Source organism: Microbacterium murale, from assembly GCF_030815955.1.
Lineage (GTDB): Bacteria > Actinomycetota > Actinomycetes > Actinomycetales > Microbacteriaceae > Microbacterium > Microbacterium murale_A.
Genome location: NZ_JAUSXK010000001.1, coordinates 1,967,737 through 1,992,708, shown reverse-complemented (window position 1 = coordinate 1,992,708; position 24,972 = coordinate 1,967,737). Strand labels below are relative to the sequence as shown.

General features: G+C 65.1%; 23 protein-coding genes and 1 pseudogene. 14 read left to right on the top strand and 10 right to left on the bottom strand.

Translation table 11 applies throughout. The features are described 5' to 3' along the window. The first annotated feature begins 15 nt into the window (after positions 1–15). On the top strand, positions 16–2,706 hold the full coding sequence (locus tag QFZ46_RS09820; RefSeq protein WP_307360880.1) for an endo-beta-N-acetylglucosaminidase: 2,691 nt from the start codon (positions 16–18) through the stop codon (positions 2,704–2,706). A 125-nt stretch (positions 2,707–2,831) separates the two neighbouring features. Here the strand turns inward: QFZ46_RS09820 and panB are convergent, their stop codons facing one another. From panB to QFZ46_RS09785, 7 genes and pseudogenes are all read right to left on the bottom strand, one after another. After that, positions 2,832–3,701, bottom strand: coding sequence for a 3-methyl-2-oxobutanoate hydroxymethyltransferase (gene panB, locus QFZ46_RS09815; protein ID WP_307360877.1), 870 nt, complete (start codon positions 3,699–3,701; stop codon positions 2,832–2,834). Beyond that, positions 3,698–4,090 (bottom strand): aspartate 1-decarboxylase, encoded by a 393-nt coding sequence (gene panD, locus QFZ46_RS09810; protein ID WP_307360874.1) that lies wholly within the window; start codon positions 4,088–4,090, stop codon positions 3,698–3,700. Before panD ends, panB begins: the two co-directional genes overlap by 4 nt. Further along, on the bottom strand, positions 4,090–4,722 hold the full coding sequence (gene panC / locus QFZ46_RS09805; protein WP_307360871.1) for a pantoate--beta-alanine ligase: 633 nt from the start codon (positions 4,720–4,722) through the stop codon (positions 4,090–4,092). The genes panD and panC overlap by 1 nt, the downstream gene beginning before the upstream one ends. Positions 4,723–4,759: 37 nt before the next feature. Beyond that, a pseudogene (locus tag QFZ46_RS09800) lies at positions 4,760–4,942 on the bottom strand (pantoate--beta-alanine ligase); the annotation flags it as partial. Beyond that, entirely contained in the window at positions 4,939–5,706 is a 768-nt protein-coding gene (locus QFZ46_RS09795; protein ID WP_307360869.1) for a DUF2520 domain-containing protein, read from the bottom strand. The gene QFZ46_RS09795 and the pseudogene QFZ46_RS09800, both read right to left, overlap by 4 nt. A gap of 227 nt (positions 5,707–5,933) precedes the next feature. Further along, complete coding sequence (locus QFZ46_RS09790) at positions 5,934–7,265, bottom strand: SLC13 family permease (RefSeq protein WP_307360866.1); 1,332 nt, start codon at positions 7,263–7,265, stop codon at positions 5,934–5,936. Between the two features lie 75 nt (positions 7,266–7,340). Beyond that, on the bottom strand, positions 7,341–8,702 hold the full coding sequence (locus tag QFZ46_RS09785; RefSeq protein ID WP_307360863.1) for a homoserine dehydrogenase: 1,362 nt from the start codon (positions 8,700–8,702) through the stop codon (positions 7,341–7,343). A gap of 172 nt (positions 8,703–8,874) precedes the next feature. Between QFZ46_RS09785 and otnK the strand changes: the two genes are divergently transcribed. From otnK to QFZ46_RS09760, 5 genes are all read left to right on the top strand, one after another. Further along, on the top strand, positions 8,875–10,098 hold the full coding sequence (otnK, locus tag QFZ46_RS09780; RefSeq protein WP_307360861.1) for a 3-oxo-tetronate kinase: 1,224 nt from the start codon (positions 8,875–8,877) through the stop codon (positions 10,096–10,098). Further along, the gene (locus QFZ46_RS09775) at positions 10,095–10,763 is read left to right on the top strand and encodes a class II aldolase/adducin family protein (protein ID WP_307360857.1); all 669 of its coding nucleotides are present in this window, start codon (positions 10,095–10,097) and stop codon (positions 10,761–10,763) included. Before otnK ends, QFZ46_RS09775 begins: the two co-directional genes overlap by 4 nt. Before the next feature lie 22 nt (positions 10,764–10,785). After that, positions 10,786–11,586 carry a DeoR/GlpR family DNA-binding transcription regulator gene (locus QFZ46_RS09770; RefSeq protein WP_307360855.1) on the top strand — a complete coding sequence of 267 codons (801 nt, stop codon included), beginning with the start codon at positions 10,786–10,788 and terminating at the stop codon, positions 11,584–11,586. Positions 11,587–11,631: 45 nt separating this feature from the next. After that, positions 11,632–12,306, top strand: a complete 675-nt coding sequence (locus QFZ46_RS09765; protein ID WP_307360853.1) for a hypothetical protein — start codon at positions 11,632–11,634, stop codon at positions 12,304–12,306. 87 nt (positions 12,307–12,393) lie between these two features. Next, the gene (locus tag QFZ46_RS09760) at positions 12,394–13,617 is read left to right on the top strand and encodes a Fic family protein (RefSeq protein ID WP_307360851.1); all 1,224 of its coding nucleotides are present in this window, start codon (positions 12,394–12,396) and stop codon (positions 13,615–13,617) included. A 9-nt stretch (positions 13,618–13,626) separates the two neighbouring features. Here QFZ46_RS09760 and QFZ46_RS09755 read toward each other — a convergent pair whose 3' ends face one another. Next, complete coding sequence (locus tag QFZ46_RS09755; protein ID WP_307360848.1) at positions 13,627–14,526, bottom strand: LysR family transcriptional regulator; 900 nt, start codon at positions 14,524–14,526, stop codon at positions 13,627–13,629. A 113-nt stretch (positions 14,527–14,639) separates the two neighbouring features. Here QFZ46_RS09755 and QFZ46_RS09750 point away from each other — a divergent pair, with 113 nt between their 5' ends. Together QFZ46_RS09750 and QFZ46_RS09745 are read left to right on the top strand one after the other, a co-directional pair. After that, positions 14,640–15,947, top strand: a complete 1,308-nt coding sequence (locus tag QFZ46_RS09750; protein ID WP_307360845.1) for an MFS transporter — start codon at positions 14,640–14,642, stop codon at positions 15,945–15,947. Between the two features lies 1 nt (position 15,948). Beyond that, positions 15,949–17,586 carry an amidohydrolase gene (locus tag QFZ46_RS09745; protein WP_307360844.1) on the top strand — a complete coding sequence of 546 codons (1,638 nt, stop codon included), beginning with the start codon at positions 15,949–15,951 and terminating at the stop codon, positions 17,584–17,586. Positions 17,587–17,591: 5 nt separating this feature from the next. On the opposite strand, the gene QFZ46_RS09740 is transcribed toward QFZ46_RS09745, so the two are convergent. After that, the gene (locus QFZ46_RS09740; RefSeq protein WP_307360842.1) at positions 17,592–18,431 is read right to left on the bottom strand and encodes a hypothetical protein; all 840 of its coding nucleotides are present in this window, start codon (positions 18,429–18,431) and stop codon (positions 17,592–17,594) included. Positions 18,432–18,801: 370 nt separating this feature from the next. Between QFZ46_RS09740 and QFZ46_RS09735 the strand changes: the two genes are divergently transcribed. From QFZ46_RS09735 to QFZ46_RS09720, 4 genes are all read left to right on the top strand, one after another. Further along, complete coding sequence (locus tag QFZ46_RS09735) at positions 18,802–19,638, top strand: hypothetical protein (RefSeq protein ID WP_307360840.1); 837 nt, start codon at positions 18,802–18,804, stop codon at positions 19,636–19,638. Between the two features lie 8 nt (positions 19,639–19,646). Continuing rightward, positions 19,647–20,366, top strand: coding sequence for a DUF2510 domain-containing protein (locus QFZ46_RS09730; RefSeq protein ID WP_307360837.1), 720 nt, complete (start codon positions 19,647–19,649; stop codon positions 20,364–20,366). 401 nt (positions 20,367–20,767) lie between these two features. Then, the gene (locus tag QFZ46_RS09725) at positions 20,768–21,424 is read left to right on the top strand and encodes a hypothetical protein (RefSeq protein ID WP_307360834.1); all 657 of its coding nucleotides are present in this window, start codon (positions 20,768–20,770) and stop codon (positions 21,422–21,424) included. A gap of 76 nt (positions 21,425–21,500) precedes the next feature. Beyond that, positions 21,501–21,896 carry a (deoxy)nucleoside triphosphate pyrophosphohydrolase gene (locus QFZ46_RS09720; protein ID WP_307360832.1) on the top strand — a complete coding sequence of 132 codons (396 nt, stop codon included), beginning with the start codon at positions 21,501–21,503 and terminating at the stop codon, positions 21,894–21,896. Between the two features lie 9 nt (positions 21,897–21,905). Here QFZ46_RS09720 and QFZ46_RS09715 read toward each other — a convergent pair whose 3' ends face one another. Next, positions 21,906–22,793, bottom strand: a complete 888-nt coding sequence (locus QFZ46_RS09715) for an HNH endonuclease (RefSeq protein WP_307360830.1) — start codon at positions 22,791–22,793, stop codon at positions 21,906–21,908. A 60-nt stretch (positions 22,794–22,853) separates the two neighbouring features. Between QFZ46_RS09715 and QFZ46_RS09710 the strand changes: the two genes are divergently transcribed. Together QFZ46_RS09710 and QFZ46_RS09705 are read left to right on the top strand one after the other, a co-directional pair. Then, positions 22,854–23,198 carry a nucleotide pyrophosphohydrolase gene (locus QFZ46_RS09710; RefSeq protein WP_307360828.1) on the top strand — a complete coding sequence of 115 codons (345 nt, stop codon included), beginning with the start codon at positions 22,854–22,856 and terminating at the stop codon, positions 23,196–23,198. Beyond that, positions 23,195–24,928, top strand: coding sequence for a DUF2075 domain-containing protein (locus QFZ46_RS09705; protein ID WP_307360826.1), 1,734 nt, complete (start codon positions 23,195–23,197; stop codon positions 24,926–24,928). The genes QFZ46_RS09710 and QFZ46_RS09705 overlap by 4 nt, the downstream gene beginning before the upstream one ends. Positions 24,929–24,972 lie beyond the last annotated feature (44 nt).

Sequence of the window (24,972 nt, the reverse complement as noted above, 5' to 3'; positions counted from 1 at the left end):
AGAGGAGATTTCGTCTTGACCGCCAACACTCCCCCGAACAGGGCCCGCCGCATCCGGCGCGGGGCCCTCGCCGTCACTGCCGCATCCGTCACCCTCACGCTCGTCGCCACTGGCGCGCAGGCCGCCGACACCCTGCCATGGGAAGGCGACAGCGCGATCGGCGAGAACCAGCCGTATCAGCACGGGTACACCGCGACCGATGTACTCGATTGGAGCCCTGCGACCGACCAGCACGCTTCGATGCTGCGAGCGCATGTTCCGCTGCAGGAGCGCAACGCTCCCAACGCGACGACCCAGCGCAACCCCGAGCTGCCTGCAGAGACCCAGATGCTCACCCTCGCTGGCGACTACGGCAACGCGTTCTTCGAGAGCCACCAGGGCACCAACGAGTTCAGCCAATACCTCTTCAACTACTGGCAGTACACGGACGTCTACGCACCCTGGCACGGCATGGCGTCTGCAGGCGTTCCGCCAGAGCTCTACGATCCCTCCCTCGAGTGGACGCAGCGCTGGTTCGAATTCGGGATGCTGAACCTGCCCAACCCGGCGTACACCAATGCGGCCCACGCCAACGGGGCCCTCTCGATCGCCTGCATCTTCTTCTCGGCGAACGACCGCGGCGACCAGAACTACCGCGAGCTGCTCGTGCGCGACGAGGACGGCGGCTTCCCCGTCGCCGACAAACTCGTCGAGATGGCGAAGTACTTCGGCTACGACGGGTACTTCATCAACCAGGAGGAGATCGCCGGTGTCGCAGCGGTTGACGTGCCGGTCTACAAGGAGTTCCTGCAGGTGCTGCGCGACGGCGGCATGTACGTGCAGTGGTACGACTCGACCGACGACCCCACTGGCGACCTGAACTACCAGAACGAGTTCAACGAGGTGAACAGCCCGTGGGTGCTCGACCCCGAGAAGGGGCGAGTCACCGACTCGATGTTCTTGAACTACTGGTGGAACGCCGACATGCTCAGCGACTCGCGCGACCACGCCCTGTCTCTCGGGCTCGACCCGTACGAAGCGGTCTACGCCGGAGTAGAGGCCGGCGGTGACCAGTTCGAGCAGGAGTACGACCTCGACCAGATCCTCGACGAGAACGGTGATCCGAAGACCTCGATCGCGACGCTCGGCGCCGACTTCGTCTCGTCGGACTACGCGAACAAGACCGACGACGCGATGCAGTGGGAGGTGTTCGATCGCGAGCGCCGCTGGTGGACCGGATCATCCAGTGGTTCCACCGAGCCGGAAGAAGGCTGGGACGGCATCTCGAAGTACATCGCCGAGCGCTCTGTGGTCGACGGCAGCACGTTCTCGACCGACTTCAACACCGGCCATGGCCTGGCGAACTGGACCGAAGGTCAGCTCACGAGCGAAGCAGAGTGGGGCGACATCAATCGGCAGGACGTGCCGCCGACCTGGCAGTGGTGGGTCGAGTCCGAAAGTGCGACGCCGCTCACCGCGGACTTCGACTACGGCCCGGAGTACGTCGCAGCCGAGCGCTTCGCGTATGAGCCGGTCGGCGGGTACACCGGTGGCAGCTCGCTCGTGCTGAGTGGGGCGCTCGACGCCGAAGCCACCGTGCGTCTGTTCCAGACCGACCTCGACGTGACGGATGACTCGAACGTCGAACTGACCTTCACGAAGCCGCGCACCGATGATTCGGAGCTGCGCGTTTCCGCGATCTTCGCATCCGCGCCGGACGAGGTGGTCCAGCTTCCCGTGAGCAACAGCGGAGACGCGACGGAAGGCTGGCGCACCGAGCAGGTCAGCCTCGGCGATCACGCCGGCGACCGCATCATCACGCTCGGTCTTTCGGTGGCTGCGGGTGCCGAGCCGATCACCGACTACCAGGTGAACGTCGGCGCGCTGCGAGTGCTCGACGGCGAGAAGCGGGCGACGGCCGAGCCCACCGGGCTCACACTGGACGAGTACCTGCCGAGTTCTTCTGAAGCCTTCGTCTCGTGGGATCTCGCCCCATACGACGAGGTGCGTCGCTACGAGCTGTTCCTCGACGACCAGTTCCTCGTCGGCGGGTACGACGAGACGATGTATGTGAAGAACATGCCGGCGAACAGCGGCACGCTGCGGCTGGTGGCGATCGCGCCGGACGGCACTCGGAGCGAAGCAGCCACGGCTCGCTTCGATCCGGACCATGCGGTGACCGGCGTGACGGCGACGCAGGCGGGCGACCAGCTCGATGTGTCGTGGACGGCTGCTGACAAGGGCCGCAGCGCTGCGACAGTGACGGTGCTTTCGCCGGAGGGTGATGAACTGGCATCCGCCGACGTGAAGAAGAAGGACTCGACGGTGTCGTTCCCTGGGCTGCCCCAGGACGGATCGGAGTACCGGATCAAGGTCGAGACGAAGGGCAATAACGTCGCCGCCACGTTGCGCGGAAACTTCGCCGACACGCAGATCGAACCGTATCCGGCAGACGCGGTGCGATTCGAGGGTGATCAGATGTTCATCACTCGCCCGACGCAGTCGGACTGGCATACGCTCACCATCCTCGAAGACGGTGTGCCGGTGCAGTTCGACACGACGTACAGTCAGGGGCCGCGCCCGTACATCATTCGAGGGCGGACGACGCTCGTGGCTATGAGCCCGGTGCTCGCGTCCGACTCGAGCCGCGTGACCGCGGTGCTCGAGGACTATGCGGGTAACACCGTCGAGACGGTGCTGCGCGAAGGGGGCGCTCCGACAGAGTGATCCTGGCGGCCGTGAACGGCTGCCACAAATGGTGGGAGAGGGGCCGGGGAGACCCGCTCCTCTCCCACCATTTCTGTCTGCGCACGGGCGTCTTCGGATGCCATCGGGGAGAGACCGTCGGCACGTCACCGCCCGACGAGCATCCCCCGCAACTCCGCCGCCTCATCCGCCGGCATCGAGTATGAATGCTCCGGCGCCGGATACGCCCCCGACCGCACCTCGTCCGCGTACGCCGCGACCCCGGCGACGGCATCCGTCCGCAGATCGGCGTAGCGCTTCACGAACTTCGCGGCACTGCCGTCGTAGAGTCCGAGCAGGTCGTGGAAGACGAGCACCTGGCCGTCGGCATCCGCCCCCGCGCCGATCCCGATCACGGGGATGTCGAGCAGCGGCACGAGCGCCTGCGTCACCTCCGAGGGCACGGCTTCGATGACGAGCAGTGAGCATCCGGCATCCTGCAGGGCGAGCGCGTCATCGATCACCGCACGCGCGGCGTCGGCGGTGCGACCCTGCGCGCGGTACCCGCCGAGGGCGGTGGCGGTCTGCGGGGTGAGACCGACGTGGCCGACGACCGGGATGCCCGCGGCGACGAGAGCACGCGCACGGTCGACCGAGGTGCCGCCGCGCTCGATCTTCACGAGGTCGCAGCCGGCCTCTTTGATGAAGCGCTGCGCCGTGGCGATCGCGAGCGCATCGGATGCCTCGTACGATCCGAACGGCAGATCCCCGACGAGCAGCGGCGCAGCCAGCCCTCGCCGAACGGCCTTGGTGAGCATGAGCATCTCGTCGACGGTGACGGGCACGGTGCTGTCGTAGCCGAGCACCGTCATCGCGCCCGAGTCGCCGACGAGCACGATGTCGACGCCGGCGGCCTCGACGATCTGCGCACCGGGGTGGTCGTAGGCGGTGACCATGACGATCGGCTCACCGGCATCCTTCATCTCGACAAGTCTCGCCAAGGTGACCCGCTTGCGCGTCGTCGCGTGCACGCTCATGCGTTGGCCTCCGTCAGCAGACGATCCACGACGTCGTCGACCTGGATGATCGCGTTCGCGCGATCGACGTGCACGACCACGGGCTCGTACGTCTCGAGGTCTTCGCGCGAGTAGTCGGCGTAGGAGATGACGATGATGGTGTCCCCGGAGTGCACGAGGCGCGCGGCGGCGCCGTTGACCTGGATGACTCCTGAACCGCGCTCTCCCGCGATCGTGTAAGTCTCGAAGCGTGCCCCGTTGTCGACATCGACCACGTGCACCTGCTCGTGCGCGAGGATGTCGGCGGCCTCGAGCAGGTCGGGGTCGATGGTGATCGAGCCGACGTAGTTGAGGTCGCTGCCGGTGATGGTGGCGCGGTGGATCTTCGACTTCAGCATGGTGCGGCGCATCAGGCTCTCCGTTTCAGGACGTGGTTGTCGATCAGTCGAGCAGCTGCCACTCGGGCGGCGACGGCGAGGAGGGCATCGTCTTCGACGGTCGTGACGGTGCGCAACGTGAGAGCGTCGCGCAGCTCGAGGTACTCCGGGGTGATGCCGGCCGCGTCGAGTACGTCGCGCGCCGCCGAAAGGATGCTGTCGCCGTCGCGCTCGCCCGAATCATGCAGCGCGGCCGCTGCGTCGAGCGCACGATTGAGCGCGGTCGCCTGCGTGCGAGCCGCGGGGTCGAGGTAGACGTTGCGCGAGCTCATGGCGAGTCCATCGGCTTCGCGCACGATCGGGCACGCTTCGATGCGCACGTCGAGGTCGAGGTCGCGCACGAGGCGACGAACGACGGCGATCTGCTGCGCATCCTTCTGTCCGAAGTACGCGACGTCAGGCCGGACGATGCCGAACAGCTTGGCGACGACCGTGGCGACGCCGTCGAAGTGGTGCGGGCCGCGGCTCGCGCCGTCGAGCATCTCGGTGACGCCCGAGACGTGGATGCTGGTGGCGAAGCCGTCGGGATAGATCTCGGCGGCATCGGGGGCGAAGAGGATGTCTGCCCCCTCCCGCTCTGCGCGCGCGGGCGTCGGCATGCTCATTGCGGGGGTAGCTGCTGAGGTCTTCGTTCGCGCCGAACTGGGTCGGGTTGACGAACAGCGAGACGACGACGAGGTCGTTCTGGCGGCGCGCGGCGTGCATCAGTGAGACGTGGCCGTCGTGGAAGGCGCCCATGGTGGGGACGAGCCCTACTTTGCGACCCGCGCGCCTGGCGTTCTCGACGACAGCACGCACTTCGGGAATCGTGCGGAGGATTCTCATACCGCTGCCTTCTGGCCGGCGACGGCACGGGTGGCGGTCGCGAGTGCGTCGAACAGACTCGTCAGCGCGGGGTCGGCTTCATCGACGGCCGCGCGCTGACGAGCGATCGTGACCTCGTCGCCGCGGGCGATCGGGCCGGTGAGAGATGCTGTCGCGCCCATGCTCTGCCAATTGTCGACCGTGCGGCGGATGAGGGGAGCGAGGAGGTCGCGCGCCTCATCGTCCGGGATGCCGGCGGATGCTGCGAGCTGCTCGGCCGCGTCGAGCACGGTGAGCACGAAGTTCGAGGCGAAGGATGCGGCCGCGTGGTAACCGGCACGGTGGGCGGCGTCGATCTCGAAGGGTCGGGCGCCGAGGGCGCGGGCGAGTTGTTCTGCCAGGTATGTGTCGGCCGGCGTGCGGCCTGCGACTGCGGCGCCGATGCCGAGAAAGATGTCTGGCGACTCGGAGCCGGTGAAGGTCTGCAGCGGGTGGATGCTGAAGTCGACGTCGTCGAGCGGTGTGGCACCGGAGACGTGGCCGACGTATCGCACGCGGTCACGGACCGCGGCGGATGCATCCGCGATTGCGGAATCGGGCACGCAGAGCAGCGCGACCTCCACCATCGGAATCGTCTCGCCTCGCCCAAATGGCCCGTGCACCGTGAGCCCGGCCTGTCGAAGCGCGGCAGCGAGCACGCCGCCGACGCGACCGGCGCCGATGATGGCGACGCTCGTGGCTGCGGGAAGACCGCTTGACGGAAGGCTGCGTGAGGGAGAGTTCATGTCGTTACCGGGGAGGATGGGAGCCCGGGTGTGCCACGAGTATTACGCCGCGCGCGGGCACGAACCAAATCTGACGAGGAAGTGCCCAGTACACGAGATAAATCACTTGGCATTTTGTAACTAGATGAACGCTGCTGCTTGACGATCAGCATTTCAACGCAGAAACGGCAAGGCGGGGACGAGATGTTCGTCCCCGCCTCGCCGATCAGGTCAGGCAGCCCAGCTGGTCAGAGCCAGAGGAACGGCACGACCATGGTCGCCAGCGTGACCACCGGACCGATGATGACCATCGCAAGACCCCAGATGGTGAGATTTCGATAGACCCGCGGACGGTCCTCTTCCACGGTGGAGGCCACGATCGTGGCTCCGGTGGTGCCGAACGGCGCACAGTCGACGAGCGAGGCCGAGATCGCGAGCGCGTAGATGAAGCCCGTCATCTCCAACCCGCCACCCACGACCAGCAGGGGCACGGCGAGCGGGATGAGCGCGCCGATGATGCCGATCGTGGACGCGAACGCCGAGACCAGTGCCGCCACCACACAGATGACGAACGCCGCGAGCAACGGGCTGCTGACAGAACGTGCCATCTCGCCGAGCTGGTCGATCGCACCGAGCCTGGTGAGAACCCCGACGTAGGTGATGATGCCACCGAGAAGCAGGATCGTGCCCCAGTCGACACGAGCGATGGCCTTGCGACCGATCTTCGGGTCGATCAGCGCGATCACCACGGCGATCGTCAGAGCGACCACGCCGAGGTTGATGTCGACGCCCAGCTGGGTCAAGGCGAAGAAGCCTCCGATGAGGACGAAGATCGAGACGATCACGACGACCTGCAGCGCTGTCAGCTTCTGAGTCGCGACCGGGGCTGCCGTCTTCGTCGCGGAGAGGACGCCGCCGGCCGTGCGGTTTCCGAGGGAGGCTCCGCCTGTCGGAGCATCCTTACCCTCGCCACGGGAGCGGGCGATGAGCTCACGTCCGCCGAAGAGGAAGAACGCGACCAGTACGACGAGCGCGTTGATGCCGATGGAGAGCGCGAACATCAGTCCGGCGTTGTACGTCAGGTTCGCCTGCGAGGCGACGGTCTGCACGGTGATGCCGACGATGCTCGTCGGAGCGAGTGCGCCACCGACGATTGCCGAGCTCATGGCGATGCCCATCATCGTCGAGTTGATGCGGTGGCTGTGCGCGAGGCTCATTGCGATCGGCACGACGGCGAAGGCGGCGTGCGAGGTTCCGAGGCATGCGACGGCGCTCGCGATGGCCCACAGGCCCCACGGCAGCAGCGCCACCCGGTCACCGATGAGCACCAGGGAACGATCCACGAGCCAGTCGATGGTTCCGGTCTCGCGAGCGATGCCGAACAGGTAGGTGATGCCGAGCAGGATCACGAGTGCATCGACAGGGAATCCGCCGAGCACATCGTCGAGGCTCTCCCCGACGATCCCGATGCCGACGACGAACGCGGCGACGAGCGCGAGAGCGCCCATGTGCACGTTGCGCAGCGCCGATACGGTGAAGACGAGCGCGAGTCCGATCAGCGCGATGATCTCAGCGGTCATGCCCTCGCCTCGGTTCGGGTCAATGCGGCGCCTGCCGCGTGGGTGGTGGTGGTCATCGTCATCGACTCACTCCGATCAGTTCGTGGCGAAGCGGGCGATGCCCGCGTTGTGAAGCGCGAGAGCCCCGGCGTCGATGCCTTCGACATCGCCGAACCGGATGAGCTCGCCGCGAGCGATGGTGCGCGTGGCATGTGCTCCATCGAGCAGGTAATAGGCACTGACCGTGTCATCCGCATCGATCATCACGGGCGCGACGCCCGCGATCTCGTGATGGTGTCCGGCGACGGCGAATGATGTGCCGGCGGGGATGTCCTCCGTCGCGCGCGCGGCGAGAAGCAGGGACGGACGAGGCGAAAGCGCCGCTGCGCCGTCCATGACGGCGTGAACGGTGAGTGGAGTCTCCACACCCATGTAGTGGTACGGCCAGTAGATGCACGCGTACCGGCCGTCCCGGCTGATGACGTGCCCCTTGCCGCGCAGCAGTTCCCATGTCTCGCGGTCGCCCGTGCGGACGATCGCGAACACGCCGCCGGCAAAGCTCGCCTCACCGGGCAGGCGAAGTGCGGAGAAGACGTCGACGATACCGTCGCGCTGGCGGATGCCGCCTTCCTCGCGCGAAGCGTAGATATCCGCGAGTTCGTCGATACGTGCGACCGGGTAGTGCATCGCCTCCACATCAGCGACGGAGCCGATGCGCGAGGCGACCACCGTCATCTCGCAGGAGTCAGCGGCAGCAGCGCGCTTCAGCCCTCGAACGGCCTCGGCGCGAGCGGTGAGCGTGGCCACGGTGTCGTCACCGATCTCGAGGAGACCGGAAAGCTCCGGCGCATCGACGCTCTCACCTGCCTGCGTCGCGCGACCTGTGGCGGGGTCGAAGACGATGTCGTACTCGCCTGACTTGCCGACGGCGACGATGTCGAGGCCGACTGCGCTGACCCAGTCGAGCAGGCGGAGCAGATCGGCCGGCTGGTCGCCGTCGCCCGGGAGGTATCCGAGTCCGTGGTCCGCGGCGAGGGCCGCGAGCTCCACACCTGCCACGGTGTCCACTTCCTTGCTCACCATCACGACGTGCGTACCGTTGGCGAGTGCATCTGCGGCGTAGCGGCTGCCGGCGCCGACCCGGCCGCATGCCTCCACGAGAACATCGATGCTCTGCCAATCGATCGCGTCGCCGGACCCGATGATCGCGGTCTTGCCCTCGGCGACGGCACGCGAGACCTGGTCGGTATCAGCGCATTCGCTGATCTGCGCGGCGGGGATGCCGAGCGAGAGAACCATCTCGCGCACACCGGCGATGTCAGGATCGATCAGGACTGCGGGAAGCAGTTCCGGCGTGAGCGCGAGCTGCGCGAGGAAGGTGCGTCCGTATCCGCCCTTCGCCCCGGTGAGGGCGACGCGGACGGCAGCTCGACTGCGGTGGGGGTGCGGGAGGATCACCGTTGTTCCGATTCTTCATGCGGCCGCGCGGCTTTCGAGCGGCTGTGGGCAACTGTGCCACAGTTTCCATAATCATCCAACTTCATACCAAATATTCACATACGATGGTTGTCGGATGAGTTGCATCCGGTCCATAGGACACCACGCAGACACACGAGGCAGGGGCGAGAAAGTGCTTGGAGCCATCGCAGACGACTTCACCGGCGCCACCGATCTGGCCACGATGCTGCGTCGGTCAGGCCACAGCGTCGCCGTCGTGATCGAAGACGGCGACACCACCGGACTCGGCGATGTCGACGCCGTGGTCATCGCGCTGAAGACACGCACGGCACGCCCTGACGCCGCCGTCGCGTCATCGCTCGCCGCCCTGCGCGCGCTGCGCGGACTCGGCGCGACACGCTTCTATGTGAAGTACTGCTCGACTTTCGATTCGACCGACGAGGGCAATATCGGTCCGATCCTGGATGCCGTCACCGAGGAGCTCGGCGCCGCGCGGTGCGTTGTCGTGCCCGCCCTGCCGGCGAACGGACGGACCGTCTACCTGGGCCATCTGTTCGTCGGATCCGATCTCCTTGAGCACTCCTCGATGCGCCAGCATCCGCTCACCCCGATGACCCGCTCTCGGGTTGCGGACATCCTGCGGCCCCAGACGGATGAGGCCGTCGACGAGGTCTTCCACGCTGTCGTCAGGCAGGGCGCGGATGCGATTCGCCGGGCACTGGACGCGAGCAGCTGCCGTTACACCGTGATCGATGCGATCGACGAAGACGACCTCGCGGTGATCGCCGCGGCGACCACCGATGATGTCGTGGTTTCCGGCGGCTCTGGCCTCGCGCTCGGACTGCACGGTCCCGGTCGCCGAAGCGACGTCTGGTCACCGCCGCAGCCGGGTCGGGGCGTCGTGCTCTGCGGGAGCGTGTCACGGGCCACGCTCGCGCAACTCGATGTGGCGGCGCAGTCGCAGCCGGTGCGGCAGATCGACCTCGAGCAGGCGCTCGCCGATCCGGACCGGGCGATCACAGAGCTTGCCGACTGGGTGCTCACCCAGGATGCCGGAGCGCACCCGGTCGTGTGCGCAGCACGGAACCGGTCGGATGTGCGATCCGAACAGGGCGGCATCGACGTGGCGCCGGTCGTCGAACGCGTCTTGGCGGGTGTCGCGCGGAAGCTGGTCGCCGATGGCAGGGTCACGGCGATGATCGTGGCAGGCGGCGAGACCAGCGGCGCCGTGGTGCGCGAGCTCGATGTGCAGTCCTTGCGCATCGGGCCGGAGCTGGCGCCTGGTGTGTGCTGGTCGACGGCGGATGCCGGTGGCCGAAGGATCGCGCTCGCATTGAAGAGCGGCAACTTCGGCGACGAGGATCTGTTCGTCGCCGCATGGAAGGAACTCGCATGAACCGGAGCGCACTCGATGGCCTCGCTGCCGCGGGCCGCCGCCTGATCGAGGCCGGGCTGAGCCCTGGATCCAGCGGCAATATGAGCGTGCGCGATGCCGACAGCATCCTCATCACGGGAACGGGTGTGGAGCTCGGGCGGATCGATGAGCGCTCCTTGGCCCGGTTGACGATGGACGGCACGCACGTGGGCGGCGCGAAGGCATCGAAGGAGGCGCCGCTGCACGTCGGCTTCTACCGTCGGGATGCCGGATTCGGCGCTGTGATCCACGTGCATTCTCCACACGCGGTGGCCCTGTCATGTATGACGCCGTGGGCGGATCACAATGCTGTTGCGCCGCTCACCCCGTACTTCGTGATGCGCGTCGGCCAGACGCCGTTGCTTCCGTACCGACACCCTGGAGACGCCACCCTCGGCGTCGACGTGTACGAGGCGCCATGGCCGATGCGCGCAGCGTTGCTCGCGAACCACGGTGCTGTCGTGGCCGGAAGCGACATCGATGACGCCGTGGATCGGGCGATCGAGCTCGAGGAGGCCTGTCGCATCGTGCTTCTGACAGATCCCTTGCAGCGCGTCGAACTCACCGCAGGACAGATCGAGGAGCTCGCGCAGCGATGGGGCAGTCCGTGGACGCCGTCTGCTCGCGCCGCGCCCCAGCGACTCTAGACTGAGGGCCGGAGGAACACGGATGACCGGTACGACATCACTGATCCCTGAGCAGAGGCGGCAACGCATTCTGCGACTCCTCCGCAAGGAGCAGGTGCTCAGTTACCGGCAGATCACCGAGCACCTCGGCGTGAGTCAGATGACGGCACGACGCGACGTTTCAGCCCTCGCAGAGCAAGGACGGCTGCTCGCGACGCAGGGTGGCGCCGCCGCGATCACGAAGATGGTCTCCGAGCCTCGCCGTGCGGACAAAGCCGCTGTGAACCGGCTGCAGAAGTCGGCGATCGCCGAACTCGCGGCGTCGTTCGTGACCGATGCCATGACCATCTACCTCGATGCGGGGACCACCGTGCAGGCGATGCGTCCGCACCTCGAATCCCGCAGGGATCTGACCATCGTGTCGAACGATCTCGGCACGATCCAGGCGTTCCTCGATCACCCCAGCGCCGAACTCATCTGCGTCGGCGGACGCGTCGACCGCGACAACGAATCCATGGTCGGACGGCTGGCCGCGCTCACTCTTGCTGAGCTCTCTCTCGATCTCGCGATTCTGTCGACCAGCTCGTGGGATGCCCACCACGGCGCCACCACCCCGATGGACGCGAAGGTCGAAGCGAAGCGGGCCGCGCACGCGTCGGCGACATCCAGCATCCTGCTCGCCGACAGCGCCAAATTCGGCACTTACGCAAAATATCGCGTCCTCGGCCTCGACGATTTCGTGGCCGTGATCACCGATGACGGGCTCAGCGACACAGATTCCGCAGAGCTGGGCAGCATCGACGGCGCTAATGTGCAGATCGCCGTGGTCGACGCGATGTCGTGAGGAGCGCGCTGGCCGAGTCTGCCGCAGTTGTCGCAGACTGGACGCATGAACGACATCCTCGATCTGCTCCCGCCGGAGGCCACGCATCGCGATGCCGAGCGCGTGTTCACCGAGGCCGGCTGGACACCGTGCGGCGCCGGAGACTGGGCGATCGCGCTGCGCTCTCCCGATCGAACTCCCGACCGAACGATGGCGGTGCGGATCAGCCCCTTCGACCCGACCGGCCCGTACACCGCGGAGCTCTATCGCGAGGCCGCGCACACGCGGCAGGTGCCGCAGCTCTTCGTCCATCGACGCCTCGTCGGCGGCGGAGACCTGCAGGTGATGGAATGGCTCGAGGCCGTAGCTGAGCAGGAGGCCATCGAATTCCACCGGGCGATCGAGAATCGCGAGGAGTCCGTCGCCGAGCTGGTCGACATCATCCGCGGCATCCACGCGCGTGCACTGCAGGAGCTGCCATGGTGCGGCCCGCTCGACCAGAATCCGTCGAACGTGATGCGCGGATCCGACGGCCGGCTCGTGGCGTGCGACCTCTTCTACGCCGACGGGCCTGCTCTGTATTCGGCAGCCGGCGCGCAGCCCGAGGTGGTCGCGGAGCGGATTCCCGAGAGTGAGCGACGATTCATGACCGAGATCCCGCTGGCCGCATCCGGACCGTGGGATGCTGCGGAGCGGGAGGCGATGCGAGTCGGGCTGGCAGAGGTGGATGCGAGAAGATAGCTCGCCGACTTCGATAACCCTTACCTCCGGACGCCAAACTCGTGTTTATTCAAGCTAAAGCTTGGTAAGAAGTGCAATACTCGGGTTATGAGCAACACTGAGCGCAGCTCACCGTCGCACTTCTTGTGGCCGGTCCCAGCCATCGAGACGCTGCCATGGCGCCAGCAGGTCCGGGGCGGCACCCGAGCCGATCGCACACTGTCATCTGTCGATGCGACGATCCCCGCGATGATCTCGTCGCTCGACTACATTCCACCGATGATGACGATCGTCACATCTGAGGAGGCACTTCTCGCAGTCGCGCAGGCCGATACGGACGCCGAAGGGCATTCGGCAGCGCTGAGTCGCTTCATGATCCGGACGGAATCGGTGGCGTCGTCGAAGATCGAGCGAGTGTCCGCAAGCGCTGTCGACTACGCGAAGGCGCTGGCGGGCAACCGCTCGAACTCCTCCGCGACGAGCATGGTGGCCGCGAGTACTGCGCTGCACGGTCTCGTGACCGCAACGGCCGAACGTGGAAAGTTCGTCCTTGAAGATCTGCTTGTCGCCCACCGCGCGCTGATGCAAGACGATCCTCACGAAGCCGCTTACGCCGGTCGCATGAGGGATATGCAGAACTGGATCGGCGGCAGCGACCATTCGCCACGCGATGCGCTTTATGTTCCTCCCTCCCCTGAGCGAGTGCACACGTTGATGGACGATCTCATCGACTACCTCAATCGCGACGACATACCTGTGATGGTGCAGGCCGCGATCGCGCACGCCCAGTTCGAGTCCATCCACGCGTTCACTGATGGCAACGGTCGTATCGGTCGCGCGCTCGTGTCTGCCGTTCTTCGACGACGTGGCGTGACCCGGAACGCCGTCGTCCCGCTCGCGAGCGGCCTGTTGGCCATGCGCGAGGACTACTTCGCCGCTCTCGGCGAATATCGGCAGGGACACCCGGCACCGCTGATCGAGTTGTTCGCACGCTCGGCGCGCGCAGCGGCAGTCTGTTCTCGGGAGTCAATAGCGCGCATCAAAGCGCTGCCTGATGAATGGAATTCAGAACTCCGCCCGCGAGCCGGTTCTGCGGTCGCAGCGCTCATCCCCGCCTTCTACGACCACCCGGTGATGGCCGCCGACGAGATCGAGCAGCGTTCAGGATCTTCAGAACAGCAGACGTATCGGGCCATAGACAGACTGAGCGAGGCAGGTTTCATCCAGGAGATCACCGGTCGCAAGCGCAACCGGGTGTGGGTCGCCTCCGAGTTGCTCGCCGAACTCGACGACCTCGACCGGCGCATCCAGGCTCAGATGAGGCGTGACTGACACACGCGCTCAGGCGTACGCCGGATACGTCCCCTCGGGATACAGATCCGGGACATGCGTTGCGACGAACTCGGTGAGCTGCTTCACCACGCGCCGGATGTCATCGCCGGCATAGTGCGTGCGCTCCCAACTCGCATACAGTGCACAGCGCATCGCCTGGCCGCGATGGTGCAGCGGCCGCGAGACCAGCCCGAACCGGGGCGGCTCGACGACGACGCACGGCCCGTGTCCTGCGGCGGATCGCGCCTGGATGATCGGCGCATCCGCCCCGAGACTCGCCATCTCCAGCGACCAGCCCTCGCCTTCTGCGACCTGCTGGATCTGCGCCCACGCGGCCGACCCGCGTCCCGACGTGAGAAAAGGACCTGCGAGCAGGTCGCTCAGCTCGATCTGGTCGCCATCGGCGAGCGGGTGAGAGGCCGGCAGCTGGCAGAGCAACGGAAGCGTCATCACCCGAGTGCCGCGCAGCCTCGAGGCCGGCGGACTGGTCGTCACCGCGAGGTCGGCGCCGGTGCGCAGCCGGTCGTATGTCTCGGCGGGCGTGGCGATCATCACGTCGGAGATCGGGCCACCGCCGGCGATGAAGGGCGCGAGGACGAGCACGCTGGTCATCTCGGGCGCGGCGGCGACGAACGACCGCTGTTCCTGCACAATGCCGTCCATCACGTCCCGTGCGCGACGGCTGCGGCGGACGAGGTCGCGGGCCATCGGTTCGAGGCGCTCGCCGGCGTAGGTGGTCACCATTCCGTTCGGCATCCGGCGGAACAGTGCGGCACCCACCTGCCGCTCGAGCGAAGCGATCTGCCGTGACACCGTCGGCTGCGTGCGGATGAGTCGTTCGGCCGCCAGGCTCACCGATCCGCGGTCGATGACCGCGACGAACGCTTCCAGCTCTCGCTCTCCGTACATGCACAAAGCGTATATCGATACCCGGTTTTCTCATTGGACGAGCATGGATGCGTGCCGTCAAGATGGCCTGTACCCGATCCCCGAAAGCTCTTCCCCGATAGAGAGGGCCAACTATGGCCGCTTCGCACACTGAGATCTCCCCTTCCCGCCAGCGACGATCGATGGTGGGTGCCTTCGTCGGCACCGCGATCGAGTGGTACGACTTCTACATCTTCGGCACGGCGGCCGCGCTCGTGTTCGGACGTGTCTTCTACCCGGACGTCGCCCCCGGCGCGGCGCTGCTGGCGTCGTTCGCGACCTTCTGGGTCGGCTTCCTCATGCGTCCCGTCGGAGGCCTCGTCTTCGGGCACTTCGGCGACAAGCTCGGGCGCAAGAACGTGCTCGTCATCACGTTGATCATGATGGGCGCCGCGACGACCCTGATCGGACTGCTGCCGACGTTCGCGCAGATCGGGATGCTGGCGCCGATCCTGCTCGTCGTGCTCCGTGGCCTGCAGGGCTTCGCGGTCGGGGGCGAGTGGGGCGGGGCCGTACTCCTGTCCACCGAGAACGCCCGGCCGGAGAAGAAGGGCCTCGCCGGTGCGTGGGTGCAGCAGGGGTCGCCGGCCGGATCCATCCTCGCCACGCTGATGTTCCTCCTCGTGGGGCTGCTGCCCGATGAGCAGTTCATCTCATGGGGCTGGCGCATCCCGTTCCTGCTCTCCGCGATCCTCGTGGTCGTCGGTCTCGTCATCCGCCTGAAGGTGGAGGAGTCGCCCGACTTCGTCGCGGCGAAGCAGAAGCAGGAGGTCGTGAGCGCGCCGGTGCTCGTCGCTCTGCGCACCGCTCCGATCTTCATCGGGCTCGGCGTCCTGGCATCCGTCATGGGCATCTCGAACGCCTACTTCTCGAACACGTTCCTGCTGTCGTGGACGACCGGATCGCTGGGCCTCGACCGCCAGCTGATGCTCAACATCCTGCTGGGCATGGCTGTGCTGCAGTTCATCTGGCAGCCGATCGCCGCGAAGATCGCCGAGCGTTTCGGCATCGCCAGGGTCATGCTCACCGGGCTGGTGTTCAGCGTGCTGCTGACCGTGCCGTACTTCCTGGCCATCCAGGCGGCGTCTCCGCTGTGGATCACCGTCACGCTCTATGCGACGATCCTCGGCAGCACGGCCTACTACGCGCTGCTGGCTACCTTCCTCGCATCCGCGTTCCCCGCCCGCATCCGGTACTCGGGCGTCTCGCTCGCCTACCAGCTGTGCGCCACGGTGTTCGGCGGTTCGACGCCGCTGGTCGCGCAGTGGATTCTGAATTCCAGCGGCGGCAGCGTCTGGGCGGTCGCGGTGTTCTATGCCGCGATGATCCTCGTCACCATCGCCGGCGTCTGGGGTCTGCAGCGGCAGATCGTGCGGCAGGTGGAGCGGGAGACAGCGGCCTGACATGCATATCGACGCGATCTTCACCAATGCCCGCATCCGCACCCTCGACCCGAAGCGGCCGTTCGCGCACAGCATCGGCACGCTGGGCGGCCGCATCGTCGGCTTCGATGACGACCTGCACGGCCTCGATGCCGACCGCATCGTCGACCTCGACGGGCAGCCGGTGCTGCCCGGATTCCACGACGCGCATCATCACCTCTCACTGACCGGGTTCCGGCTCGCGTCGCTCAACCTGCGTCCAGGCGTGGTGAACTCGCTGGCTGAGCTGTACGACGCGGTGCGCGAGTATGCGGACGGTCTCGCACCGGATGCGTGGGTGCGGGGGGCCGGGTACGACCAGAACTTCCTCGAGGATCATCCGACGGCGGAAGCGCTGGATCGGGCTGCGGGTGGCCGGCCGGTCATCCTCGAGCACGTCTCCGGGCACATGCTCGTGGCCAACACGCGTGCGTTCGAGCTCGCCGGTTACCCGCGCAGGGAGGGGTATCCCGACATCGCCGGTGGCAGCATCCCGCGCGATGCCGATGGACGGCCGAAGGGTCTGCTGCAGGAGTCGGCGATGGGTCCGATCAATGAACTGGTGCGTCCCGTCGAGCTGGATGAGGTGCAGCGCAATCTCGCCCTCGCGAGCGATCAGGCCCTCAGCTACGGACTCACTTCGGTCACCGAGCCCGGGATCGGCGAGATCCGGGTGGTCGGCAACAGCCCGCTCGATTACCACGCGTATCAGACGGCGGTCGAGCGGCGGATGCTGCGGGTGCGGACGACCCTCATGCCGTACATCACCGTGCTGCATCCGTTCGAGGACCTGCCCGATAAGGACGTGCTGGGGCTGGACCTCGGCATCCGCACCGGGCTCGGTGACGACATGCTGCGGGTGGGGCCGGTGAAGATCGTCGCGGATGGTTCGTTCATCGGGCGGTCGGCGGCCATGCACGCGTGCTTCCACGGCGAGGCCGACAACTTCGGTGTGCTGCTGCACGAGCCTTCCCAACTACGCGATTACATCGTCGGCGCGCATCGCGCAGGGTGGACGGTCGCGACGCACGCGATCGGCGACCGCGCGATCACTCACGTGCTGGATGCTGTCGAAGAGGCGCAGCGCATCGCGCCCCGGCCCGACGTGCGCCACCGCATCGAGCACTTTGCGCTGGCGAGCGACGCTGACGTCGCGCGCGCTGCTCGTCTCGGGGTGATTCCGGTGCCGCAGGGCGTGTTCCTCTCGGATTTCGGCGACGGCATGGCCGCTGCCGTGGAGCAGGATCGCCGCGACGACATCTACCGGGTGAAGTCGCTGGCGGATGCCGGGATCGTGCTGAATGGATCGACCGACTCCCCCATCTCGGATGCAAACCCGCTCGTCTCACTGCGCGACATGGTGCTGCGACGGACGGGTTCCGGTGCGGTGTTGGGTGAACGCGAGCGGATCAGCGTCGACGAGGCCGTGCGGGCCTATACCTATGGCTCGGCGTATGCGGTCGGTCAGGAGCTCTCGAAGGGGACCTTGAAGGTCGGGATGCTGGCGGACTTCATCGCGCTGAGTGACGACCTGTATGAGATTCCGGCTGAGCGGATCGCGGAGCAGGAAGTGACCGCGACTGTCGTCGGTGGGGTCGTGGAGTTCGGGGACGTCGGGTAGCGGGTTCAGACCTCGAGAAGTGCCCGGACCTCGTCGACTGAACGCCCGAAGACGAATCGTGCGACGCGTGCTGCGCGTTCCGTTGTGACCTGGACGGTGGGCGCTCCGTGCGACATCCATCGTCCTCCCGTCTGTGTGAGCTCGAGGCCTGGCAGAGGGTCGACATCGGGCAGGTCAGGGAGCCCGGAGGCGGCTCGCACCGATGCGCCGAGCATTCCGACGACCCACGCTTCTCCGAGTGCGTGAGGTCGAATCGACGCGATCGGCGCTCCTCCACCGACGAACACCTGGAGCATGGTGTCGGCGCGCCTCACCGCCCACGTCTCGCCTCGGTGAGTGAAGTCGCAGGCGATGTCGGCGTGCAGTGTGACGTCGGCGCCGTAATGCCGGATGGTCTCGATGCAGTCGGAGCTCAGCAGCCGGGCATCGATCTCGCGCTCGCGGCGGAGTAGCTCGGCCCGGTACTTCTCGCGCGCGATCGGGGCGTACTCGTGCTCGAGTGCTCGCAGGTCGGCACGTGCGCCCTGAGCGAGACGATCGAAGAGCCAGTCGGGATCGATCTGAACGAAGTATCGGAAGTGGATGTCGACCGGTCCGCGTGTGAGCTTGCGGTCAGTTACGAGCAATTGTGCACCGTGATCGATGGACCAGACTGCGGCGACCTCGCGGTCGACGACGGTGACCCATGACCAGCCTTGGGCCTTGATCTCGGGTGAGCACTGCTCGATGGCGGCGCTGAGCAGTGTGCCTCGGCGAACGGTCGTCCTCTTGGCGTGCGACATGGCGTCGTCGCCCATCGCAACGCTGTCGCGGTCTACGTGGAGTTCGATGGTGCGCCAGGGCATGGGGATGAGCCTAGTTCGCGGTAGGCATTCGGATGCGATTCCGTGCTTTTCGAGGAATGTGAAGTGACCCACGATTGGATTCCTCGAGACCGCCTTCGAACACCCGACGACTGGCGAGTTCTGCGATGGATGCCAGGAACGGATGCCATCGAGAGTCAGGACATTCCAGTGTTCTCTCGGGACGTGAACAATGTCGGCCCCTGGGGCTAGTGTTAGCACCCAGCCGGTCCGCATGGAGCACAGAGCTCTACCCGAACTCCCGACTCGCGCCCTGATCAGGGCGATATTCGGTGTGCGTGCGAGTTGGCGCCCAACGGCATCCGTCGCGGGGCAGGCCGGTGCTCCACACACACTCCTGAAGGAGACCCAAATGTCCGACCTCAACCCGGCAGCCCCTGCTCCGCAGCAACTGCCGCCGCCGATGCCACCCCCTACTGCAGCGGCATCCGTACCCAGGAAGACGAACGTCATCGCGCTGATCGCGCTGATCGTCGCCATCGCGGGCTTCGTCTTCGCGTGCATCCCCGGCGCGCTGATCCTCGGCTGGATCCTGCTGCCGATCGCGTTCGTGCTCAGCATCGTCTCGCTGTTCCTCAAGGGCGACCGCAAGTGGATGGGCATCGTCGGCCTGATCGTGTCGATCGTCGGCACGATCGTCGGCTTCGTCGTCTTCTTCGCGGTGATCGCAAACGCGGCGAGTGAGGCCTTCGGCGATACCGATACCACGGTCACCCAGCCCGCGGATGAAGAAGACGCAGCGGCAGTCGAGGAAGAGCCGGCCGAAGCTGCCGCGCAGGGCACGCGTGAGAACCCGTACCCGATCGCCTCACAGATCAGCACTGACGACTGGACCGTGGTCGTGAACAGTCACACTGTCGACGGCGCCGCCGCAGTCGCCGACGGCAACATGTTCAACGACCCGGCACCTGCTGGCTCGCACTACGAGATCGTGAACTACACGGTTACATACACAGGTGATGAATCGGGTCTCGCGGTCGAGGTCAGCATGGCCCTTGTGACCAGTGCGGGCAACGTTGTGAACAGCTACGACGCGATGGTCTCGCTTGCCGACGGTATCGGAATGGATGAGCTCTACAACAGCGCGTCTGCCACCGGTTCAGAGGCGTTCCTCATCCCCGACGGAGAGACAGCCCTGATCCGCGTTCGCCCCGGGATGCTGGCCGACGAGGTCTTCGTCAAGCCGTAGCAGGATGAGTGACAGGCGTGTATTCATGCCTGCCGCTCGACTCACGATACGGAGTGACGTCTAGCACAAGGAGCACCATCATGTCGGAAAACGCACCTAAGGCACCGGCGGGCTGGTATCCCGATCCGACGCGGAAGCAACGCTACTGGGACGGTGAAGACTGGTTGGATCTCGAGGCCCCTGAAACACCGTCTCGACTCGATACTGACGAAACACAGGGCAAGCCGCGTTCACGGTCGTCACGACGACGGCTCGGATTCTGGACGGTGATCGTCGCCGTCGTTTTGGTTCTCGCCGGGGCGGGTATCGCGTTCACGATCAAGCTTCAGAACGACCAAGTCGCAGCGGAGAAAGCGGCAGCCGCTCAGGACGTCAAAGACGCCGAAGCCGCCGAGCAAGCTCGAGCTGAGGCAGAAGAGGAACGACAGGCCGCGGCCGATCAGCGCGAACGCGACGGCCGCGAGGTCGCCGTTGACGGCGTCGAGGGCTCGATCAAGACGATGGCAGAAGGCCATGTTGAAGAGGGCATCATCGACGGACCGATTATCGAGGTCTCCTGCGATCCGCTTGACGGCGGGTCGACGGATGATCTGGCTCAGAAGACGACCGTCTTCCAGTGCTTCGTCGCAAACGTGGACAACGGCGACGGCACCATGTCTGGCTACTACTACAACGCCACCATGAACTGGGACTCCGGTCAGTACACGTACGGATTTGGGCAGCCCTGAGGCGGATGGTCATCGTCTGACACCCTTCGTGGATCAGGCAGCGACCGGCAACGTGCTCCGAGCGTGAAGGGCACCTCGACCGTTGTGGACGCAGCTGCCCGAGCATTGCGCTGATGTCGGAAGCTCTACGTAGCCTGCACGAATGGCATTCACTACTCGCACGGGCCGCATTGTGGCCATCGGACATGGTTCTTTGCGGAGCGCGCGGACTCTCTGGACGTTTTCCAGCCTGCTGTTGCTCGCCCCTGTCACCGTAGCGGTCATGGTGGCCGTGCAGCTCGCATACCCGGAAACGCAACCGGTACTCGAGGCCCCATTTAGGCACATGGCCGGATTCACCCCTTGCGGCCCTCGCGCTCGTCTTTCTACTGCGGACCTTCACCATCACCTGCGGGATCGGCTTGTTCGCAGGCCCATCCGGGCGAACGCGGGATCAGATATTTGCCACGCTGCGCTCGCGCACGGCCTGGCTGGCAGCCCTGAGCGTCATCGCCACGCTCGCACAGGTAGCCGTCCTCCGCGCTCCGTCCGGCGAGGAAAAAGACGCCGTATTCGTTGGGCTGACGATCAGCCTCGTGTTGCTCGACGTACTCACCCACCGCGGACTCCACCGGATTATGGCGGCGAATAGCGCAGTCCCCTACTTCGACGGAATGTCCGAGCAACAGAAGCGTGCCGCTGACCGACCGTGGCCCACATGGAGGCGGCCGAGTTTCCCGGATCCGAAGGCCCTCGTGTCTGCTGCAGATGCTCAGCGGTACGCGCGTCGCGCGAATGATATCGCTCTCCTCCACGAATGGATCGGCATAGGTCTGGTTGTGGTGTTCTCCGCATTCGTCGGCACGACGATCCTCGAGATGTTTGAATCCACGGAGCCGATCGGACAATTGCCGGTGCTCCTCGTTCTCGGTTTCGTCGCGCTCGGGATCTGGCTCCAGCGCCGCGCAGGAAGCTACCGCCGCTTGGCCGAATCGTTCTCGGACAACCTCCGGCGAAAGCCACAAAGAACGCTCACCGCCCGGAGCCGAGGGATGCGCCGGTCCCGCGGCATCAAATGACCGGTCGCCCTGGAGTGTCACAGCGCCGCGCCCCGGTCGCTAGACTGCGGGCGGGCCGTCGAACACGGAGAGCCGCTTGAAGAAGCAGATCAATGTCGTGGGAGCAGTGCTGATTCGCGATGGTGCGGCGCTCGCCGCCCAGCGCAGTCGAACGATGTCGTTACCCGGGCTGTGGGAGTTTCCGGGAGGGAAAGTTGAGTTTGGTGAAACCCCGCAGGACGCACTCGCACGTGAGATACAGGAAGAGCTTCTCTGTACGGTCTCCGTAGGCGAACGAGTGGAGGCAACGACGCACGAGTACGAGTTCGGCGTCGTCACACTCACCACTTATTACGCGACGATCGTCGATGGCGATCCGCGCCTCACTGAACACGCTGATCTCCGGTGGATCCCCTTGACGGACCTTTATAGCGTCGACTGGGCGCCCGCGGACATTCCTACCGTCGATCGCATCCTCGGCGGCCTCGCGTAAGCGCTGACGCTATGCAGCGAATAACGCATATTTCTCCGCCAATTTTTGTCTCGACGGGTAATCGGCCGTGCGCTGTGGCAGTGTCAACGGGCGCCCGTGCATGTCCTGGAGGCCGTGCCGCAGCATCGGCCCATCGACTTCTTCAAGAAGGTCGCGGTCAATCCGAACTTCATAGTCAGGTGTGATGCCCAGGAGGTTCTGGTCGTACGACGCATGATGGATCTTGCATAACGCGAGCCCGTTGGTCACTTCGGCGACACCTCCCGTCTGCGAGTCCGCAATAATGTGTGCGGCGTCAAGCAGTTCAGCGTGTTTTAGATTACAAATGGCACACGCTGTGTTGTAAGCCCGCAACACGCGGGCGCGGAACATCGGCTGATGCAGGCGCGTCCTGACGAGACGTTCTGCGTACCGGCGCTCGTATTCTTTGAGATTGAGCGGATCGTCAAAATGCCGAAGAGTCTCATCGAGCGCGATACTCACGGTGCGCCTAACCGGGTCGTCATGAACGATGTACGCAGGGTAGAAGGCGACAAAATAACTCGGCCGCACGCCCAGGAAGTAAACGAGCGGATCGGCTCTCTCGAAGGCGCGTCGCAGTTTGACATTGTCACCACCCTCTCGTGACTGATACGAGTACGTGACGAGCCCTTCGGGGCTAATCCCGTCGGAGTACGCCGTTTTCTTCGAGCTCGTCATAATCGTCAGAGTCGAGTCGAAGTCCACCGGATTACGGATTCCGCGGCCGGTGTCGAGAAGAGGGATCCGCTCCCCGTTGAACATGTAGTTGACCAGCTCGTCGCGGCTGTACTCGTAGGCGCCCGCGTTGCGGCGCAGGTCGAGCCACCGGAAGACGTCGTCGCGGATAGCGTCTTGTTCGGCATGAGGTCGAATCACGTGGACAGGCTACCGTGGGCAGACGCCGAGAACGCCACCTGCCCTGCTAGCCTCGGCCCCATGCCCACCCCTTCCACCCTCGCCGCCCTTCGCACCTTCGTCGCCGAACGGGACTGGGATCAGTTCCACTCCCCGGAGAACCTCGCGAAGAGCATCTCGATTGAGGCATCCGAGCTTCTCGAGTGTTTCCAGTGGTCGTCCAACTTCGACCAGACGCGCGTTGAGGAAGAACTCGCCGACGTCGTTACTTACTGCATTCACCTGGCGAACAAGATCGGTGTCGATCTCGATGAAATCGTGATGAGAAAGCTTCAGTCGACGAGGGCCAAGTATCCGGTCGAACTCGCCAAGGGCCGGATGACGAAATACACCGAGTTGGCCGCGGATCAGGGCGAAAAGGAATGACTGGCTTCGACATCCAACGCCTGTCTTTCGCACGCGAGACGGTCGACGACTGGGCGAGGGGAAATCCACGCCATACGAACTGGCCAGTCGTCTACGTGATCGATGGACAACGGCGGACGAAGAAGCTGTACGTCGGTGAGACCACGAGCACCCAGAAGCGAATGCGCCAGCATCTCGCTGGCTCGAAAAAGGACGAAGGGCTCGACTCAGTTCGCGTCGTGATCGATGAGCGTTTCAACAAGTCCGCGTGCCTCGACCTCGAATCGCACCTCATCCGCTGGTTCCACGGCGACGGACAGTACGCGATTCTCAATGGCAACGACGGCCTCACAGATGCGCAGTACTACGACCGGGAGCTCTACCGCGAATCATTCCGCGACGTGTTCGAAGCTCTTCGCTCGGAAGGGCTCTTTGCCCGAAGCATTCCACAGATTGAAAACTCGGATCTCTTCAAGCTCTCACCGTTCAAGGCGCTGACTGACGACCAGGCAATCGCGATCAGCGACATAGTGGAGGGCCTGCTCGACGACCTGCAGCATCCGGATGCTCGCTCGACGCTTGTCGTGCAGGGAGATCCAGGAACGGGAAAGACAATCATCGCGATCTTTCTGATGAAGCTTCTCGCCGACATTCGCGACTACCAAGACCACGACGACGTCGACCCAGAGTCTATGTTCGCGGAGTTCTTCGTGCCGGAGAACCGAGCTTTACTCGCGAGCCTGCGAATGGCGCTCGTGGTTCCACAGCAGTCGCTGCGTGAGTCAGTGAAAAAGGTCTTCAAGAAGACGTCGAAGCTCGATCCGATGATGGTGATGACCCCATTCCAGATCGGCGAATCGGACATCGAATTCGATCTGGTCCTGGTCGATGAGACGCATCGCCTTGGACAGCGCGCGAACCAGGCCTCGGGGGTACAGAACAAGAAGTTCCGTGAGATCAACAAGGCCCTCTTCGGCGAGGATGACCCCCGCTACACACAACTCTCCTGGATAAAGGCCCGCAGCAAGCATCAACTTTTACTCCTCGACGGGGAGCAGAGCGTGCGTCCGCACGACCTGTCCCCGGCTGTGCTTGGCGGAGAAGTTCGCGATGCGAAAGACGCTCATCGTCACTACCGGCTCACGACGCAGATGCGCGTGCAAGCTGGGACTGACTATGTGGAGTTCGTCCGTGCAATGCTGCGCGGCGAGAACCCACCACGACCAAATCTTGGGGATTACGATCTGCAGATCTTCGATGACCTCGGCGAGATGCGTGCGGCAATCCACACAAAGGACGCCGAAGTCGGGCTATCGCGTCTGGTTGCTGGCTACGCGTGGGACTGGATCTCGAAGAAGGATCCCGCAGCGTTTGACATCGAACTCGATGGCGAGAAATTGCGCTGGAACAGCACGGCTAAGGACTGGATCAACTCGAAGAAGTCACTCGACGAGGTCGGGTCGATTCACACCGTGCAAGGGTATGACCTCAACTATGCCGGAGTGATCATCGGGCCCGATCTCCGCGTCGATCCCGCGTCGGGCCAGATCGTCGCGGACTGGGACGCCTACCGCGACAAGAAAGGCAAGGAGAACACCGGGCATCTGAAGGGTTCGTTTGATGAAGGTGATCTCCTGGTATTCATCCGCAACGTATACGGGGTACTCCTGACACGCGGCATGCTCGGGACCTACGTGTACGTCTGTGATCCGGCGCTGCGTGCACAACTCCACGCGCTGATCGGCCAGTGACGACCCGATTAGGCCTTCATCGGATCTCTCATCACGAGAGTCGC